10 protein-coding genes are annotated in these 16,231 nt (G+C 60.2%); 7 read left to right on the forward strand and 3 right to left on the reverse strand.

Translation table 11 applies throughout. The features are described 5' to 3' along the window. Positions 1–26: 26 nt before the first annotated feature. The 3 genes from ACA079_RS14665 to ACA079_RS14675 form a co-directional block, all read right to left on the reverse strand. Positions 27–1,484, reverse strand: a complete 1,458-nt coding sequence (locus ACA079_RS14665; RefSeq protein ID WP_497704076.1) for a DUF1254 domain-containing protein — start codon at positions 1,482–1,484, stop codon at positions 27–29. A gap of 10 nt (positions 1,485–1,494) precedes the next feature. Further along, complete coding sequence (locus ACA079_RS14670) at positions 1,495–2,286, reverse strand: hypothetical protein (RefSeq protein ID WP_497704077.1); 792 nt, start codon at positions 2,284–2,286, stop codon at positions 1,495–1,497. Between the two features lie 273 nt (positions 2,287–2,559). Continuing rightward, positions 2,560–2,985, reverse strand: coding sequence for a YciI family protein (locus tag ACA079_RS14675; protein WP_497704078.1), 426 nt, complete (start codon positions 2,983–2,985; stop codon positions 2,560–2,562). Positions 2,986–3,354: 369 nt separating this feature from the next. Between ACA079_RS14675 and tpx the strand changes: the two genes are divergently transcribed. The 7 genes from tpx (at position 3,355) to ACA079_RS14710 (ending at position 16,158) form a co-directional block, all read left to right on the forward strand. After that, a complete protein-coding gene (gene tpx / locus ACA079_RS14680; RefSeq protein WP_008150862.1) occupies positions 3,355–3,855 on the forward strand; it encodes a thiol peroxidase in 501 nt (166 codons plus the stop codon). Positions 3,856–4,033: 178 nt separating this feature from the next. Further along, positions 4,034–5,350, forward strand: coding sequence for an MdtA/MuxA family multidrug efflux RND transporter periplasmic adaptor subunit (locus ACA079_RS14685; protein WP_497704079.1), 1,317 nt, complete (start codon positions 4,034–4,036; stop codon positions 5,348–5,350). Then, on the forward strand, positions 5,347–8,451 hold the full coding sequence (locus ACA079_RS14690) for an MdtB/MuxB family multidrug efflux RND transporter permease subunit (RefSeq protein ID WP_497704080.1): 3,105 nt from the start codon (positions 5,347–5,349) through the stop codon (positions 8,449–8,451). Before ACA079_RS14685 ends, ACA079_RS14690 begins: the two co-directional genes overlap by 4 nt. Next, positions 8,448–11,555: an efflux RND transporter permease subunit gene (locus ACA079_RS14695; RefSeq protein WP_497704081.1), complete on the forward strand. Its 3,108-nt coding sequence runs from the start codon at positions 8,448–8,450 to the stop codon at positions 11,553–11,555. Before ACA079_RS14690 ends, ACA079_RS14695 begins: the two co-directional genes overlap by 4 nt. Continuing rightward, entirely contained in the window at positions 11,552–13,033 is a 1,482-nt protein-coding gene (locus ACA079_RS14700; protein ID WP_497704082.1) for an efflux transporter outer membrane subunit, read from the forward strand. The genes ACA079_RS14695 and ACA079_RS14700 overlap by 4 nt, the downstream gene beginning before the upstream one ends. A gap of 203 nt (positions 13,034–13,236) precedes the next feature. Continuing rightward, positions 13,237–15,318, forward strand: a complete 2,082-nt coding sequence (locus ACA079_RS14705; RefSeq protein ID WP_497704083.1) for a putative bifunctional diguanylate cyclase/phosphodiesterase — start codon at positions 13,237–13,239, stop codon at positions 15,316–15,318. Between the two features lie 93 nt (positions 15,319–15,411). Continuing rightward, complete coding sequence (locus ACA079_RS14710; protein WP_283184374.1) at positions 15,412–16,158, forward strand: SDR family oxidoreductase; 747 nt, start codon at positions 15,412–15,414, stop codon at positions 16,156–16,158. Positions 16,159–16,231: the final 73 nt, after the last annotated feature.

The following is a 16,231-nucleotide window of genomic DNA, read 5'->3' on the forward strand; positions in this document are numbered from 1 at the left end:
GAACTTCCTTATAAAACGCTTGGGCGTCATTCCACGGCCGTGATGTCGTCGAGTTTCCAGCTTTTGTCGAAATAGGCTTCGGTGGGCGCGTACAGGCGGAAATAGCTGAACCAGTGTTTGCCCGGCACGGTTTGCACCCAGTTGTTCTCAAAATCTTTGGGCGCGGTCGGGCCGAAATACAGGTCCACCGAGCCGTCGGCGTTCTTTTTCAGATCCTGACGGGACGACAGATCGGCCTTGCGCTGCGGGTTGTCGATCAGGCAGCGGCTGTCAATGTCGTAGACGGTCATCGACCAGAACTGCTTGGCCGGCGGGTTGGCGCCGACGTGCAGGCGATAACTTTTGCCACCGTTGAGCCAGTTGCCCTTGGCGTCGGTGTAGGCGCCGAGGTAGGTCTGGCCAAGGCCCGGTGTCTTGGAAACCATGCCCTTGGTGTTGGTCACCGCTTCGTAGAACCAGGCACTGCGTTCCCACAACTGGTCGTAATAGGCGACGCGCTGCGACGGCTCGGCGATGTTCAGCACGGTGTCCCATTGCCGGTCTTTCCAGTACTGGGCGCCTGGAAAACGCTTGGCGAAGGTGTTGGCCTTGGCAATCAGCTCGCCGACTTGCGCACCTTGTTCCAGCGCCTTGCGTTGGTTGTCGTTGGGGTTGAAAGGTTTGTCTTTTTCGATGCCCAGGCTGGCCAGCATGGCCATGTAGAAACGGTCACGTTCGTTGACCGGTTCTTTCTGGATGATCTGGTGCAAGCGTTGCCAATACGCCAGGCCACGTGGCTGGGTGCCGGACCAGGCTTTGCCGCCGGGGGAGAGCAGCCGGGTCTTGCCCGGTTCGGCGCGTTTGGCGTACGGGTACATCTTGAATTGTTCGACCAGTGCCTTGCCCTTGGCCGGGTCCGGATCGAGGACTCGAAAACCCACCAGCACGTTCATCGTTTCCGACTTGGCGAGGTAATACTTGCCGGCGTCGGCCGGTGGCTCGGCACCCGGTGGCAGCACCAGATACTTGCCGCCCTTGCCCTTGCCTTTGTCCGGGCCGGTCTGGCCCATGTCGATGATTGCACGCTGCCAGAAATCACCCACACCGCCAGCCGTCGGGCCGGGCGGCAGTTCGATCACCAGCGGACCGGTTTCATTCAGGTCGACGAAACCGAGGATGTACGGCGTGGTGGCGTTGGCGGTGATCACGCCCAGTTTGTCTTCGTAACTGTTGAGCACCATCAGATCGCCGCTGTGGGCGCCGAGTTTGTCGCGAAATTCTTCCTGCCATTGCGCGTAGGACACCAGCGGCAACGCCCACAGATAACTCTGGGTCGCCTGTTGGAAATCCAGTTCGGCGTAGAGTTTGGCAATGGATTCATGGGCCGGCAGTTCGCCTTCCATCGCGATCTTGCCGATCCGCGTATCGAGGTCCAGGGCACCGACGCCACAACTGACGAACATCGTCATCAGGCTGAAACCGGCTGCGCGAATTGCACCGTGCATACGAAAGTCCTTATTTGCCAAACGTGACATTGATCCCGGCGAACAGCGTGAACTGCGGCAGGCCATCGCCTTTGCGTTCCACGGTCCACTGAGGCTCGACGAAGGCATTGAGAATATTGGAACCGGATTTCCACACTTTGCCGCCACCCAAACCGAGTGGGATGTAGTGGGTGTCGTTTTTCAGGTCGAACGTCCAGGTGCCGGTCGAACGTAAATACCAACCTTTGGCCAGGTTATGAATGATGAAGGGCTGCATCGTCGCGGTTTCGACGTGGGCGCGATCATGGTCGCCGGCGAACGAACTCTGGTACTGCACCAATGCGCCGAGCAGGCCGCGTGGCGATGAATCAATCGCAATGGCCGCCAGGCCGGCCTGCCATTTGCCGGTGCCCAGTTCGTCCTGATCGGCGGTGGGGGCGGTGATCTGCGGACCGATGCCCAACTGCACCCCGTCGGTCTTGAGCAAGAAGATGTCGAAAATATTCAGATCACCTTCACCGGTGCTGTAGCCCCCATTTGGATCGGGGCGAGTACTGATTGGCACGGTGGCGCGCAGCAATTGCGGCACACCAATAACGTCGCCGGGTGCAATGGGCAAAGTGCCGCGCATCAGGAGGTCGTTGGTATGGGCATTGGTGTCGTAAAGCTTGGGCGTGTAGTAATCCTGAAGATTGGCGCCGGGCGCCAGGTTCAGCGGGTTGTTACTTTTGTTGGCCGTCTCAGCGTTATCCGCGTGGGCATAAAAGGCAGACGCCATTGATGCCGCCAATAGAAAGGCGTGTGCTCCCGCATTGTTCGACATGAATCCCCCGTTCCTTCGTGGCTCATTGGACGACTCGGCACTTCTCGGCCGTTACTGCGTAAAACTCTTTCCTATCAAGCCTGTAGGACACGTCTGTTGAAGCTAGCAGCTAACGCGGGGTTCGCCAGTCGAAGGAGGGTGGTCTTTGGTTTTTTGGAGACGGTTGCGTGAATTTCTGTGTACTAAAAAGTTAATACGAAACAGGGGGTTGAGATCGACGGACTGCTAGATGTGGCGAGAGGACAATCCCCTTCGCCACAATGATCGGACTATTCAGTGCTTCTTCACCTGCGCGCGCAGCCGCTCTTCCTGCTCCCGCAGTTCCGGTGTGAACTCAGCCCCGAAATCTTCAGCCTCGAACACCTGGCGAATCTCGATCTCGGCGTCGGTGCCTGGCATCGGGTTGGGGCAGCGCTTGACCCACTCGATCGCCTCCTGTTTCGACTTCACCTGCCATATCCAGTAGCCGGCGATCAGCTCCTTGGTTTCGGCGAACGGGCCGTCGATCACCGTGCGCTGGTCACCCGAAAAGCGCACGCGGGCGCCTTTACTGCTGGGCTGCAGGCCATCGCACTCGATGAGGATGCCGGCTTTGACCAGCTCCTCGTTGTAGTTGCCCATCGCGGTCATCAGTTCTTTGCTGGGCAGCACACCGGCCTCGGAATCCTGGCTGGCTTTCACAATGATCATGAATCGCATGGTCTTATCTCCGCTGGATGTGAGTGACTCACAGGCTAGTCGAATGGCCATCGCCTGAATCGACAGCACTGACTGCCTTTCGTCATGAACACCGGGTTGCCGCCGGCGAGGGCAGTACGCTGTACACCGACCCTGTGGGAGCGAGCTTGCTCGCGATAGCGGAATAACATTCAAAATGGATGTCGACTGGCACACCGCTATCGCGAGCAAGCTCGCTCCCACAGGTTTTTGTGTCGCTTGTTAGAGTTGTATCCAATTTAGGGGGCGACACTTCACAATTTGTATCTGGGCATAGGTCGTCGGGCCATTTCGTGGTTAACTTCGGCCTCTTCAAAATTCTCTACAACAACGTTCAGAAGGACTCCGTTCATGGCTCAAGTCACTCTTAAAGGCTCCCCGGTTCAAGTCAACGGCCAACTGCCACAAGCCGGTTCCAAGGCGCCAGCCTTTTCCCTGGTTGCCGGCAATCTGTCCGACGTGACCCTGGCGAGCTTCGCCGGCAAGCGCAAAGTGCTGAACATCTTCCCAAGCGTCGATACTCCGACCTGCGCCACTTCGGTTCGCAAGTTCAACGCCCAGGCCAGTGATGTCGCCAACACTGTCGTGCTGTGCATCTCCGCTGACCTGCCGTTCGCTCAAGCTCGCTTCTGCGGCGCCGAAGGTCTGGAAAACGTACAAAACCTGTCGACCCTGCGCGGTGCTGAATTCATCGAGAACTACGGTGTTGCTATCGCTGACGGCCCGCTCAAAGGCCTGACCGCCCGTGCCGTCGTGGTTCTGGACGAAAACGACAACGTTCTGCACAGCGAACTGGTCAAGGAAATCGCTGAAGAACCGAACTACGAAGCAGCTCTTGCCGTTCTGAAATAAGCCTACTTTTACAATTGTTAACGGCCTGGCCCTGTCCAGGCCGTTTTCATTTGTGATTCAGTGTCTTGGCCAAACATCCTGTTACGTAAGCCGAAGGTAAATTGCCGGTAAAGCCGCTTTGCTTAATGCCCGCCAGTGCTTATCGTTCAGCCTCCTGTAGAAGAAGCCCACGCGCCCAATGGTTGATCATTCCATGCAATCCTCCGTTTCCCGTAGTCCCCGTCGCTGGCTGTTCGGCCTGCTTGTCCTGTTGGTCATTGCTGGCCTGTGCTGGAAATTCTGGCCCGCCGGCACTGCCCAAAAAGAGGGCGCAGGGCAAAAAGCCGTTGCCGGCCATACCGGCAGGTCGGGGGGGATGCGTCCGGGTTTTGGCGGGGCGACCGGTCCTGTTCCAGTGCGTGTCGCGCCAGCGGTCAAGGGCGACTTCCCGCTGTACTACAAGGCGCTGGGCACCGTGACGGCGCTGAACACCATCAATGTGCGCAGCCGCGTCGGCGGTGAGCTGATGAAGATCTCCTTCGAGGAAGGGCAGATGGTCAAGGCGGGCGATCTGCTGGCTGAAATCGACCCGCGTCCTTACCAGAACGCCTTGCTTCAGGCCGAAGGCACGTTGCTGCAGAACCAGGCACAACTGAAAAACGCCCAGGTCGATGTGGAACGCTATCGCGGCCTGTATCGTGAAGACAGTATCGCCAAGCAGACCCTGGACACCGCCGAAGCGCTGGTGGGCCAGTATCAGGGCACGGTCAAAACCAATCAGGCGGCGGTCAACGACGCCAAGCTCAATCTGGAATTCACCAAGATCCGCGCCCCGATTGCCGGGCGTGTGGGCTTGCGTCAGCTGGATGTCGGCAACCTGGTGGCAGCCAACGACACCACCGCGCTGGTGATCATCACCCAGACCCAACCGATCAGCGTTGCCTTCACCTTGCCGGAAAACAGCCTGGAGACCGTGCTGGCCCGTTATCGCACCGGCGCCAAACTGCCCGCCGAAGCCTGGGACCGTGGCGACACCAAGTTGCAGGCCACCGGCGTCTTGCAGAGCCTGGACAACCAGATCGACGTCACCACCGGTACCCTGAAATTCAAGGCCCGCTACGAGAACCGCGATCAGGCGCTGTTCCCGAATCAGTTCGTCAACGTCCACCTGCTGGCCGACACCCTCAAAGACGTGGTGCTCGCACCTTCGGCAGCGATTCAGTTCGGCACCAACGGTACGTTTGTCTACGCCCTGGACGGCGACAAGAAAGTCGCGATTCGTCAGTTGAAAGTCGGCGCCAGTGACGGTGAAAACACCGTGATTACCGAAGGCCTGGCCCCAGGGGATCGCGTGGTCCTTGAAGGCACCGACCGCTTGAAGGAAGGCAGCGAAGTGGAAGTGGTCAACGACACCAAGGATGTACCGACCACCCCGACCGGGCACCTGCAAGGCAAATCGGCCGCCACGGCACCTGACGCGACGACCACCGACAAGGCGAAAAAGGGCGGCGCATGAACATCTCGCGGCTGTTCATCCTTCGCCCGGTCGCCACGACCCTGAGCATGCTGGCCATTATCCTGGCCGGCGTGATCGCCTATCGGCTGTTGCCGGTGTCGGCATTACCTCAGGTCGATTACCCGACCATCCGCGTCATGACGCTGTATCCCGGCGCTAGCCCCGATGTCATGACCAGCGCCGTGACCGCGCCCCTTGAGCGTCAATTCGGGCAGATGCCCGGCCTGACCCAGATGGCTTCGACCAGTTCCGGCGGCGCTTCGGTGCTGACCCTGCGTTTCAGCCTCGACATCAACATGGACGTCGCCGAGCAGCAGGTGCAGGCGGCGATCAACGCCGCGACCAATTTGCTGCCCAAGGACCTGCCGGCGCCGCCGGTGTACAACAAGGTCAACCCGGCTGACACCCCGGTGCTGACGCTGGCCATCACCTCCAAGACCATGCTGCTGCCCAAGCTCAATGATTTGGTCGACACGCGCATGGCGCAGAAAATTGCCCAGATCAGCGGCGTCGGCATGGTCAGCATTGCCGGTGGCCAGCGTCAGGCTGTACGGATCAAGGTCAACCCCGAGGCGCTGGCGGCCAATGGCTTGAACCTGTCTGACGTACGCACCTTGATCGGCGCGTCCAACGTCAACCAGCCCAAGGGCAACTTCGACGGCCCGACCCGGGTGTCGATGCTCGATGCAAACGATCAACTGACCTCGCCCAAGGACTACGCCAACCTGATCCTCGCCTACGCCAACGGCGCGCCGTTGCGGCTCAAGGATGTGGCGGAGATCGTCGATGGTGCGGAAAACGAACGTCTGGCGGCGTGGGCCAACGAAAATCAGGCGGTGCTGCTGAATATCCAGCGTCAGCCTGGCGCCAACGTCATCGAAGTGGTTGACCGGATCAAAGCCCTGCTGCCGAGCATCACCGACAACCTGCCGGCCGGCCTCGAAGTCACCGTGCTGACCGACCGCACCCAGACCATCCGCGCCTCGGTCACCGACGTGCAGCACGAATTGTTGATCGCCATTGCGCTGGTCGTGATGGTGACCTTCCTGTTCCTGCGTCGGGCCAGCGCAACGATCATTCCGTCGGTGGCCGTACCGCTGTCGCTGATCGGCACTTTCGGCGTGATGTACCTCGCGGGTTTCTCGGTCAATAACCTGACCCTGATGGCACTGACCATCGCCACCGGTTTCGTGGTGGACGATGCGATCGTCATGCTGGAGAACATTTCCCGATTTATCGAAGAGGGCGACAGCCCCCTGAATGCGGCGCTCAAGGGCGCCAAGCAGATCGGCTTCACGCTGATCTCCCTGACCCTGTCGCTGATCGCCGTACTGATTCCGTTACTGTTCATGGCCGACGTGGTAGGGCGGTTGTTCCGCGAATTTGCCATCACCCTGGCGGTGGCGATCCTGATTTCCCTTGTCGTCTCCCTGACCCTGACACCGATGATGTGCGCGCGCTTGCTCAAGCGTGAGCCGAAGGAAGAAGAACAGGGCCGTTTCTACCGGGCCAGCGGCGCCACAATTGATTGGATGATCGCGGCTTACGGGCGCAAGTTAAAGTGGGTTCTCAAGCATCAACCGCTGACCCTGATGGTGGCCATCGGCACGCTGGCGTTGACCGTGTTCCTTTACATGGTGGTGCCCAAGGGCTTTTTCCCGGTGCAGGACACCGGGGTGATCCAGGGCATTTCCGAGGCGCCGCAGTCGATTTCCTTTGCGGCCATGAGTGAACGTCAGCAGGAATTGGCCAAGGTGATCCTGGCGGACCCGGCGGTGGAAAGCCTGTCGTCCTATATTGGCATCGACGGTGACAACTCGACGCTCAATAGCGGTCGTCTGCTGATCAACCTCAAATCCCACAGCAATCGCGACCTGAGCGCCACCGAGGTGATCGCACGTCTGCAACCGGAACTGGACAAGCTCACCGGCATTCGCTTGTTCATGCAACCGGTGCAGGACCTGACCATCGAAGACCGCGTCAGCCGCACTCAATACCAGTTCAGCATGTCGTCGCCGGACTCGGAGTTGCTGAGTCTGTGGAGCGGGCGTCTGGTCGACGCACTGGCCCAACGGCCGGAGCTGACCGACGTCGCCAGCGATTTGCAGGACAAGGGTTTGCAGGTCTATCTGGTGATTGACCGCGATGCGGCGTCGCGGGTCGGTGTGTCGGTGTCGAACATCACCGATGCGCTGTACGACGCCTTCGGTCAGCGGCAGATTTCCACCATTTATACCCAGGCCAGCCAATACCGCGTGGTGCTGCAATCGCAGTCGGGCGAGAGAATCGGCCCGGAGGCGCTGAACCAGATCCACGTGAAAACCACCGATGGCGGGCAAGTGCGCCTGTCCAGTCTGGCGCACATGGAGGAGCGTCAGGCACAACTGGCGATCACTCATATCGGTCAGTTCCCGGCGGTGATGATGTCCTTCAACCTCGCACCCGGCGTGGCGCTGGGGCATGCGGTGGAGATCATCGACCAGGTGCAGAAAGACATCGGCATGCCGATTGGCGTACAGACCCAGTTCCAGGGCGCGGCCGAAGCGTTCCAGGCATCGCTGTCGAGCACCTTGCTGCTGATTCTGGCGGCCGTGGTGACCATGTACATCGTGCTCGGCGTGCTGTACGAGAGCTACATCCACCCGATCACCATTCTCTCGACCTTGCCCTCGGCGGCGGTCGGCGCCTTGCTGGCGTTGCTGTTGAGCGGCAATGACCTGGGCATGATCGCGATCATCGGCATCATTTTGTTGATCGGCATCGTGAAAAAGAACGCGATCATGATGATCGACTTCGCCCTCGACGCTGAGCGCAATCAGGGCATGGACCCGGAAACGGCGATCTATCAGGCGGCGCTGCTGCGTTTCCGGCCGATTCTGATGACCACACTGGCCGCGTTGTTCGGTGCGGTGCCGCTGATGCTGGCGACCGGTTCTGGCGCGGAACTGCGTCAACCGTTGGGTCTGGTGATGGTGGGTGGCTTGTTGGTGAGTCAGGTGCTGACGTTGTTTACCACTCCGGTCATCTACCTGTACTTCGACCGCCTCGGTCGGCGCTGGGGTCGCAAGCCTGAAGCCGTGGAAGCGGTAGAACAGCCATGAACCTGTCCGGACCGTTCATCAAGCGCCCGGTCGCGACGATGTTGCTGAGCCTGGCGATTATGCTGCTGGGCGGTGTGAGCTTCGGCCTGTTACCGGTGGCGCCGTTACCGCAGATGGATTTCCCGGTGATCGTGGTCCAGGCGAGTCTGGCCGGTGCAAGCCCTGAGGTCATGGCCTCAACGGTGGCCACGCCGCTGGAACGCTCCTTCGGCGCTATCGCCGGGGTCAACACCATGAGCAGCCGCTCCAGCCAGGGCTCGACCCGGGTGATTTTGCAGTTCGACCTGGACCGCGACATCAACGGCGCGGCGCGGGAAGTGCAGGCGGCGATCAACGCTTCGCGCAATCTGCTGCCGAGCGGGATGCGCAGCATGCCGACCTACAAGAAGGTCAACCCGTCCCAGGCACCGGTCATGGTGTTGTCGCTGACCTCCGACGTGCTGGAAAAGGGCCAGCTCTACGATTTGGCCTCGACGATCCTGTCCCAGAGCGTGTCTCAGGTGCAGGGTGTCGGCGAAGTGCAGATCGGCGGCAGTTCCTTGCCGGCGGTGCGCATCGAACTCGAACCGCAGGCGCTCAACCAATACGGCGTGGCGCTGGACGATGTGCGCAACACCATCGCCAACGCCAACGTGCGCCGGCCAAAAGGGTCGGTCGAAGATGGCCAACGGGCGTGGCAGGTTCAGGCCAACGATCAACTCGAGAAAGCCAAGGATTACGAGTCGCTGATCATTCACTACGCGGACGGCGCGGCCCTGCGCCTGAAGGACGTGGCCAAGGTCAGCGACGGCGTCGAAGACCGCTACAACAGCGGTTTCTTCAACAACGACGCGGCGGTACTGCTGGTGATCAACCGCCAGGCCGGCGCCAACATCATCGAGACGGTCAACGAAATCAAGGCTCAACTGCCGGCGTTGCAGGCCGTGTTGCCGGCCAGCGTGAAGCTGAATGTGGCGATGGACCGGTCGCCGGTGATCAAGGCGACCTTGCACGAAGCGGAAATGACCCTGCTGATTGCCGTTGCGCTGGTGATTCTGGTGGTGTTCCTGTTCCTCGGTAACTTCCGCGCCTCGTTGATTCCGACCCTCGCGGTGCCCGTGTCACTGGTCGGCACCTTTGCGGTGATGTACCTCTACGGATTTTCCCTGAACAACCTGTCGCTGATGGCGCTGATTCTGGCCACCGGACTGGTGGTGGACGACGCCATTGTGGTGCTGGAGAACATTTCCCGGCACATCGACAAAGGCGTACCGCCGATGAAGGCCGCGTACCTCGGGGCGCAGGAAGTCGGCTTCACCTTGCTGTCGATGAACGTCTCGCTGGTGGCGGTGTTCCTGTCGATCCTGTTCATGGGTGGGATCGTCGAAAGCCTGTTTCGCGAGTTTTCCATCACGTTGGCGGCGTCCATCGTGGTGTCGCTGGTGGTCTCGCTGACGCTGACGCCGATGCTCTGCGCCCGCTGGCTCAAGCCGCATACGCCGGGTGAGGAAAACCGTTTGCAGCGCTGGAGTCAGCGCGCCAACGAGTGGATGGTCGGCAAATACGCAACGAGCCTCGACTGGGTGCTGCGTCACCGGCGACTGACCTTGCTTAGTCTGATCGTGACAGTTGGCGTTAACATTGCGCTGTATGTCGTTGTTCCTAAAACATTTATGCCTCAACAGGACACCGGCCAACTGATCGGTTTCGTGCGCGGCGACGACGGACTGTCATTCAGTGTGATGCAGCCGAAAATGGAAACCTTCCGCCGTGCCGTGCTCAAGGATGAGGCGGTGCAAAGCGTCGCCGGCTTCATCGGCGGGACCAACGGCACCAACAATGCCTTCATGCTGGTGCGGCTGAAGCCGATCAAGGAACGCAACATTTCTGCGCAAAAGGTCATCGAACGCCTGCGCAAGGAAATGCCCAAGGTCGCCGGTGCGCAGCTGATGCTGATGGCCGATCAGGACCTGCAGTTTGGTGGCGGTCGTGAACAGACCACGTCGCAGTATTCCTACATCCTGCAAAGCGCCGACCTTGGCGAGTTGCGCGAGTGGTACCCGAAAGTCGTTACCGCACTCAAGGCTTTGCCGGAGCTGACGGCGATTGATGCCCGTGAAGGCCGTGGCGCCCAGCAGGTGACCCTGATCGTCGATCGTGATCAGGCCAAACGCCTGGGTGTCGACATGGACATGGTCACCGCGGTGCTGAACAACGCCTACAGCCAACGGCAAATTTCGACGATTTACGACAGCCTTAACCAGTATCAGGTGGTGATGGAGGTCAATCCGAAATATGCCCAGGACCCGATCACCCTCAAACAGGTTCAGGTGATCACCGCTGACGGTGCGCGGATTCCGCTCTCGACCATCGCGCATTACGAAAACAGCCTGGAAGACGACCGCGTCAGCCATGAAGGCCAGTTCGCCTCCGAGAGCATCTCCTTCGACATGGCCGAAGGCGTGACGGTGGAGCAGGGCACGGCGGCCATCGAGCGCGCCATCGCCAAACTGGGTATGCCGGAAGACGTGATCGTGAAAATGGCCGGTACCGCCGATGCCTTTGCCGCGACCCAGAAGAGCCAGCCGTGGATGATTCTCGGCGCGCTGGTGGCGGTGTATCTGGTGCTCGGTGTGCTGTATGAAAGCTACATTCATCCGCTGACCATTCTTTCGACCTTGCCGTCGGCCGGGGTCGGCGCGTTGCTGTCGATCTATGCGCTGGGCGGTGAGTTCAGCCTGATCTCGTTGCTCGGGCTGTTCCTGCTGATCGGCGTGGTGAAGAAGAACGCCATTCTGATGATCGACCTGGCCTTGCAGCTGGAACGGCATCAAGGCATGGCGCCGCTGGAGTCGATTCGCAGCGCCTGCCTGCAACGTCTGCGGCCGATTCTGATGACCACCCTGGCAGCGATCCTCGGCGCGTTGCCGTTGCTGCTGAGCCGCGCCGAAGGTGCGGAAATGCGTCAGCCGCTGGGCCTGACCATCATCGGCGGGCTGATCTTCAGCCAGGTGCTGACCCTTTACACCACCCCGGTGGTTTACCTCTATCTCGACAAACTGCGCCATCGTTTCAACCACTGGCGTGGGGTGCGTACCGATGCTGCTCTGGAAACTCCGCTATGACTGACCGTTCGCTTATCACTCTGGCTGCACCGCTGGTAACGGCCCGAGGCTCGCGTTTGTTGAGCCTGGCGCTGTGCGTGGCGATGCTCAGCGCCTGCGCCATCGGCCCGGATTACCAGCGCCCGCAAGCGGCTGCGCCGGCGCAATACAAGGAAGCAGCAGGCTGGCGTCAGGCCAATCCCAGCGATTCCCTGGCCCGTGGCGCCTGGTGGGAGTTGTATGGCGATCAGCAGCTCAATGGCCTGGTTGAACAACTCAACAGTGCCAACCAGACGGTCGCGCAGTCCGAAGCCCAGTACCGACAGGCTCAGGCCTTGGTGCGCAGTGCCCGTGGCGCGTTTTTCCCGACCGTGGACCTGACCGTCGGGAAAAACCGCTCCAGCCAGGGCACCGGCAGCAGCAGTTCGAGCCTGACCAGCTCTTCCAGCGGGATTCGCGACACTTACACCGCGCAGGCCGGAGTCAGTTGGGAGGCTGACGTCTGGGGAAAACTGCGCCGAGGCCTTGAAGCCGACACGGCCAACGCAGAGGCGAGTTATGCCGATCTGGCGGCGATGCGCTTGAGTCAGCAGTCGGAACTGGTACAGAACTATCTGCAACTGCGCGTGATCGACGAGCAGAAACGCCTGCTGGAAGCGACAGTCGAGGCCTATCAGCGCTCGCTGACAATGACTGAAAACCAGTATCGCGCCGGTGTCTCCGGCAAGGATGCGGTGGCGCAGGCCCAGACTCAGCTCAAAAGCACCCAGGCGGACATGGTTGATTTGATCTGGCAGCGCGCCCAATTCGAGAATGCCATTGCCGTGCTGATCGGGTTACCACCGGCCGAGTTCAGTCTGGCTGAAACCAAAGACATTCCTGCGTTGCCCGAGATACCGCTGAGCCTGCCTTCGCAATTGCTCGAGCGCCGGCCGGACATCGCCTCCGCCGAACGCTCGGTAATGGCCGCCAATGCCAACATCGGTGTGGCCAAGGCGGCCTACTACCCGGACCTGACGCTGAGTCTGAACGGTGGTTACAGCAGCAGCACCACTTCCAACTGGATCAGCGTGCCGAACCGCTTCTGGTCGGTCGGACCGCAATTGGCCATGACCTTGTTCGACGGCGGTCAGCGCTCCGCAGAAGTCGACCGCAGCGAAGCGGCCTACGACGAAACCGTGGCCAAGTACCGCCAGACCGTGCTCGATGGCTTCCGTGAGGTGGAAAACTACCTGGTGCAACTCAAGGTCCTGGAAGACGAAGCGGGCGTGCGCCAGGAAGCGCTGGATGCGGCTCGAGAGTCCTTGCGCCTGACCCAGAACCAGTACAAGGCCGGTGTGATCGCTTATCTGGGCGTGGTGGTCGTTCAGGCCACAGCGTTGAACAATGAACGCAGCGTACTGAACTTGTTGCAGAGCCGATTGATTGCCAGCGTGCAGTTGATCGCGGCATTGGGTGGTGGCTGGGATGGGGCGTTGCAAGTAAGCGAAAACAAATAACCCCGCCCGCCCAAAACCCTGTAGGCCTGTAGTCCCCGCAGTCCCACAGGTATGCGTGGTGTTTTAGAACCTTTGCGCACGATCAAACAAACGTTTCATCGTCTTGATGGCCATTTGATTATTTTGTCAGTGCGTTCTTTTGCGCAATCAGTACAATCGCCGGATTTGCCCCCCGAGACCGGAGGGCTGTCGCGAGAAGTCTCATGCTTATCGGTAGCTATTCCCCCACGCTGGTTATCATCTCGCTTTTTGTGGCGATTCTTGCCTCCTACACTGCGCTCGACCTGACCGAACGCATCTCCACGGCCAAGGGCCGGGCCGTGCATTTATGGACGGCGGGCGGCGCCTTTGCCATGGGGGTTGGCGTGTGGTCGATGCATTTCATCGGCATGCTCGCGTTCAAATTGCCCATCGACCTCGGTTACGACGTCGGCATCACGTTGCTGTCTCTGCTGATTGCCATCCTCTCCTGCGGCTTTGCCCTGTGGCTGGTCAGCCAGCCACAATTGCCAGCCTGGCAATTGGCATTCGGCGCGCTGGTCATGGGTTCCGGGATCAGCGCGATGCACTACACCGGCATGGCCGCCATGCGCATGCAGCCGGGTATCGATTACGATCCGACGCTGTTCGGCGCCTCGCTGCTGATCGCCGTAGTCGCCTCGGGCGCCGCGTTGTGGATTGCTTTCCGCCTGCGCCAGCACACACCTTATGTCGGCCTGATCCGTGGCGGTGCGGCGGTGATCATGGGGTTCGCGATCGTCGGCATGCACTACACCGGCATGGCGGCGGCGCGTTTCCCGGATGGCAGCTTCTGTGGCGCGGCCGTCAGCGGCTTGAACGGCAAGGGTCTGGACAATCTGGTGCTGATCACCACCTTGGCAGTGTTGAGCCTTGCCTTGTTGACCTCGATCCTCGATGCGCGCCTTGAGGCCCGCACCGCAGGCCTTGCCCATTCATTGACCGAGGCCAACCGCGAACTGACTCAACTGGCTCTGCATGACACCCTGACCGGCCTGCCGAATCGCGTGTTGCTGGCTGACCGCATCGATCAGGCAATGTCCATGGTGCAGGAACAGGGCGGTTGTTTCGCGTTGATGTTCATCGATCTGGACGGTTTCAAACCGGTCAACGATGCCTTTGGGCACCATATGGGCGATCTGTTGTTGCGTGAGGTCGGCTTGCGCTTGCGTGAGGATTTGCGCAGCCATGACACCCTGGCGCGGATCGGCGGTGATGAATTCGTATTGCTGGTGCAACTCGTCGAGCAGGATGACGCATTGAACCTGGCGGCCCGTCAGGTCGGGTTGATCGGGCGTTCGTTCCGGGTCGGCGAACATGACTTGCAGATTTCCGCCAGCGTCGGCATCGCTATATACCCGGGCAACGGTGAAACCGCCGAGGAATTGCTGATGAACGCCGACGCGGCGATGTATCACGCCAAGGGCGCCGGGAAAAACGGCCACAGCTTCTTCGATGCCTCGATGAACAGCAACGCGCGCAAACAGCTGCAGTTATTGCAGGACTTGCGTATCGCCATTGATCAGCAGCAATTCAGTCTCTATTACCAACCCAAGTTCGATGCCAACAATGGCCGGCCGGTCGGTGCCGAGGCGTTGCTGCGCTGGGTGCATCCGACCCAGGGCATGCTGCTGCCGGACAAGTTCATCGAACTGGCGGAAAAAACCGGGCTGATCATTCCGATTGGCGAATGGGTGCTCAACGAAGCCTGCCGTCAGATGCGCGAGTGGTACGTGCTCGGGTACACCGACTGGCGCATCGCGGTGAACCTTTCTGCCTTGCAGTTCTGCCACGCGGGCCTGGTCCAGAGCGTCGCCAAAGCCTTGGCCACTCACCATTTGCCGGCCAACAGCCTGACCCTCGAGATCACTGAAACCACCGCCATGAGCGATGCCGATGCGAGCATGACGGTGCTTCAGGAGCTGTCGACAATGGGTGTCGACCTGTCGATCGACGACTTTGGCACCGGTTACTCGAGTTTGATGTACCTCAAGCGCCTGCCGGCTAACGAACTGAAGATCGACCGGGGTTTTGTCCGCGATCTGGAGCGTGATAGCGATGACGCCGCCATCGTTTCCGCCATCGTTGCCCTCGGCCAGGCGCTAGGGTTGCGGATCGTCGCCGAAGGGGTGGAGACCGACTCGCAGCAAGACTTCCTGACGCAACTCGGTTGTGATTCGCTTCAGGGCTATCTGCTCGGGCACCCGCTGCCGGCCGAACGCTTCATGGTCGATATTCTGCGTGCAGAGCAATTGGCGGTGAGTTGAGAACAATGTGATTGATGTGAGCCCATGCAAAAGCCAGCGATGACGGTTATTCTTGCCCCCGACTGCTAACGCTTGGAAAGGGGGAACGCTCACATGGACAAAGTCATCGTCATCACTGGCGGCAGCCGCGGTATCGGCGCCGCCACAGCCCTGTTGGCCGCCGAACAAGGCTATCGGATCTGCATCAACTACCTGGCCGACGAATCCGCTGCGCAAACTGTGCTGGAACAAGTCCGCGCCCTCGGCGCCCAAGCCATCGCAGTGCGGGCTGACGTCAGCATCGAAGATGAAGTGATCGCGCTGTTCCACCGCGTGGATACGGAGTTGGGCCGGGTCACGGCACTGGTGAACAACGCCGGCACGGTCGGGCATAAGTCCCGGATCGATGAAATGTCTGAATTCCGCATTCTCAAAATCCTCAGAACCAACGTCCTGGCGCCGATCCTCTGCGCCAAACACGCGATCCTGCGCATGTCGCCCAAGCATGGCGGGCAGGGTGGCAGCATCGTTAACGTGTCCTCGGTGGCCTCACGCCTGGGCGCGCCAAGTGAATACGTCGATTACGCCGCCTCCAAAGGTGCGCTGGATACCTTCACCATCGGCCTTTCCAAAGAAGTGGCTGGCGAAGGCATCCGCGTCAACGCCGTGCGCCCCGGCTACATCTATACCGATTTCCATGCGTTGAGCGGCGACCCGGATCGGGTCAGCAAGCTGGAGTCGGCGATTCCGATGGCTCGGGGCGGGCGTCCGGAAGAAGTGGCTGAGGCGATTGTGTGGTTGCTGTCTGACAAGGCTTCCTATGCGACCGGGACATTCGTTGACCTTGGTGGTGGGCGTTAACCCTTCAGATTTGCACTGTTTGATCTGGCCTCATCGCGAGCAAGCTCGCTCCCACATTGGATGGATGTGAACA

This window comes from Pseudomonas sp. LBUM1645 (assembly GCF_059716185.1).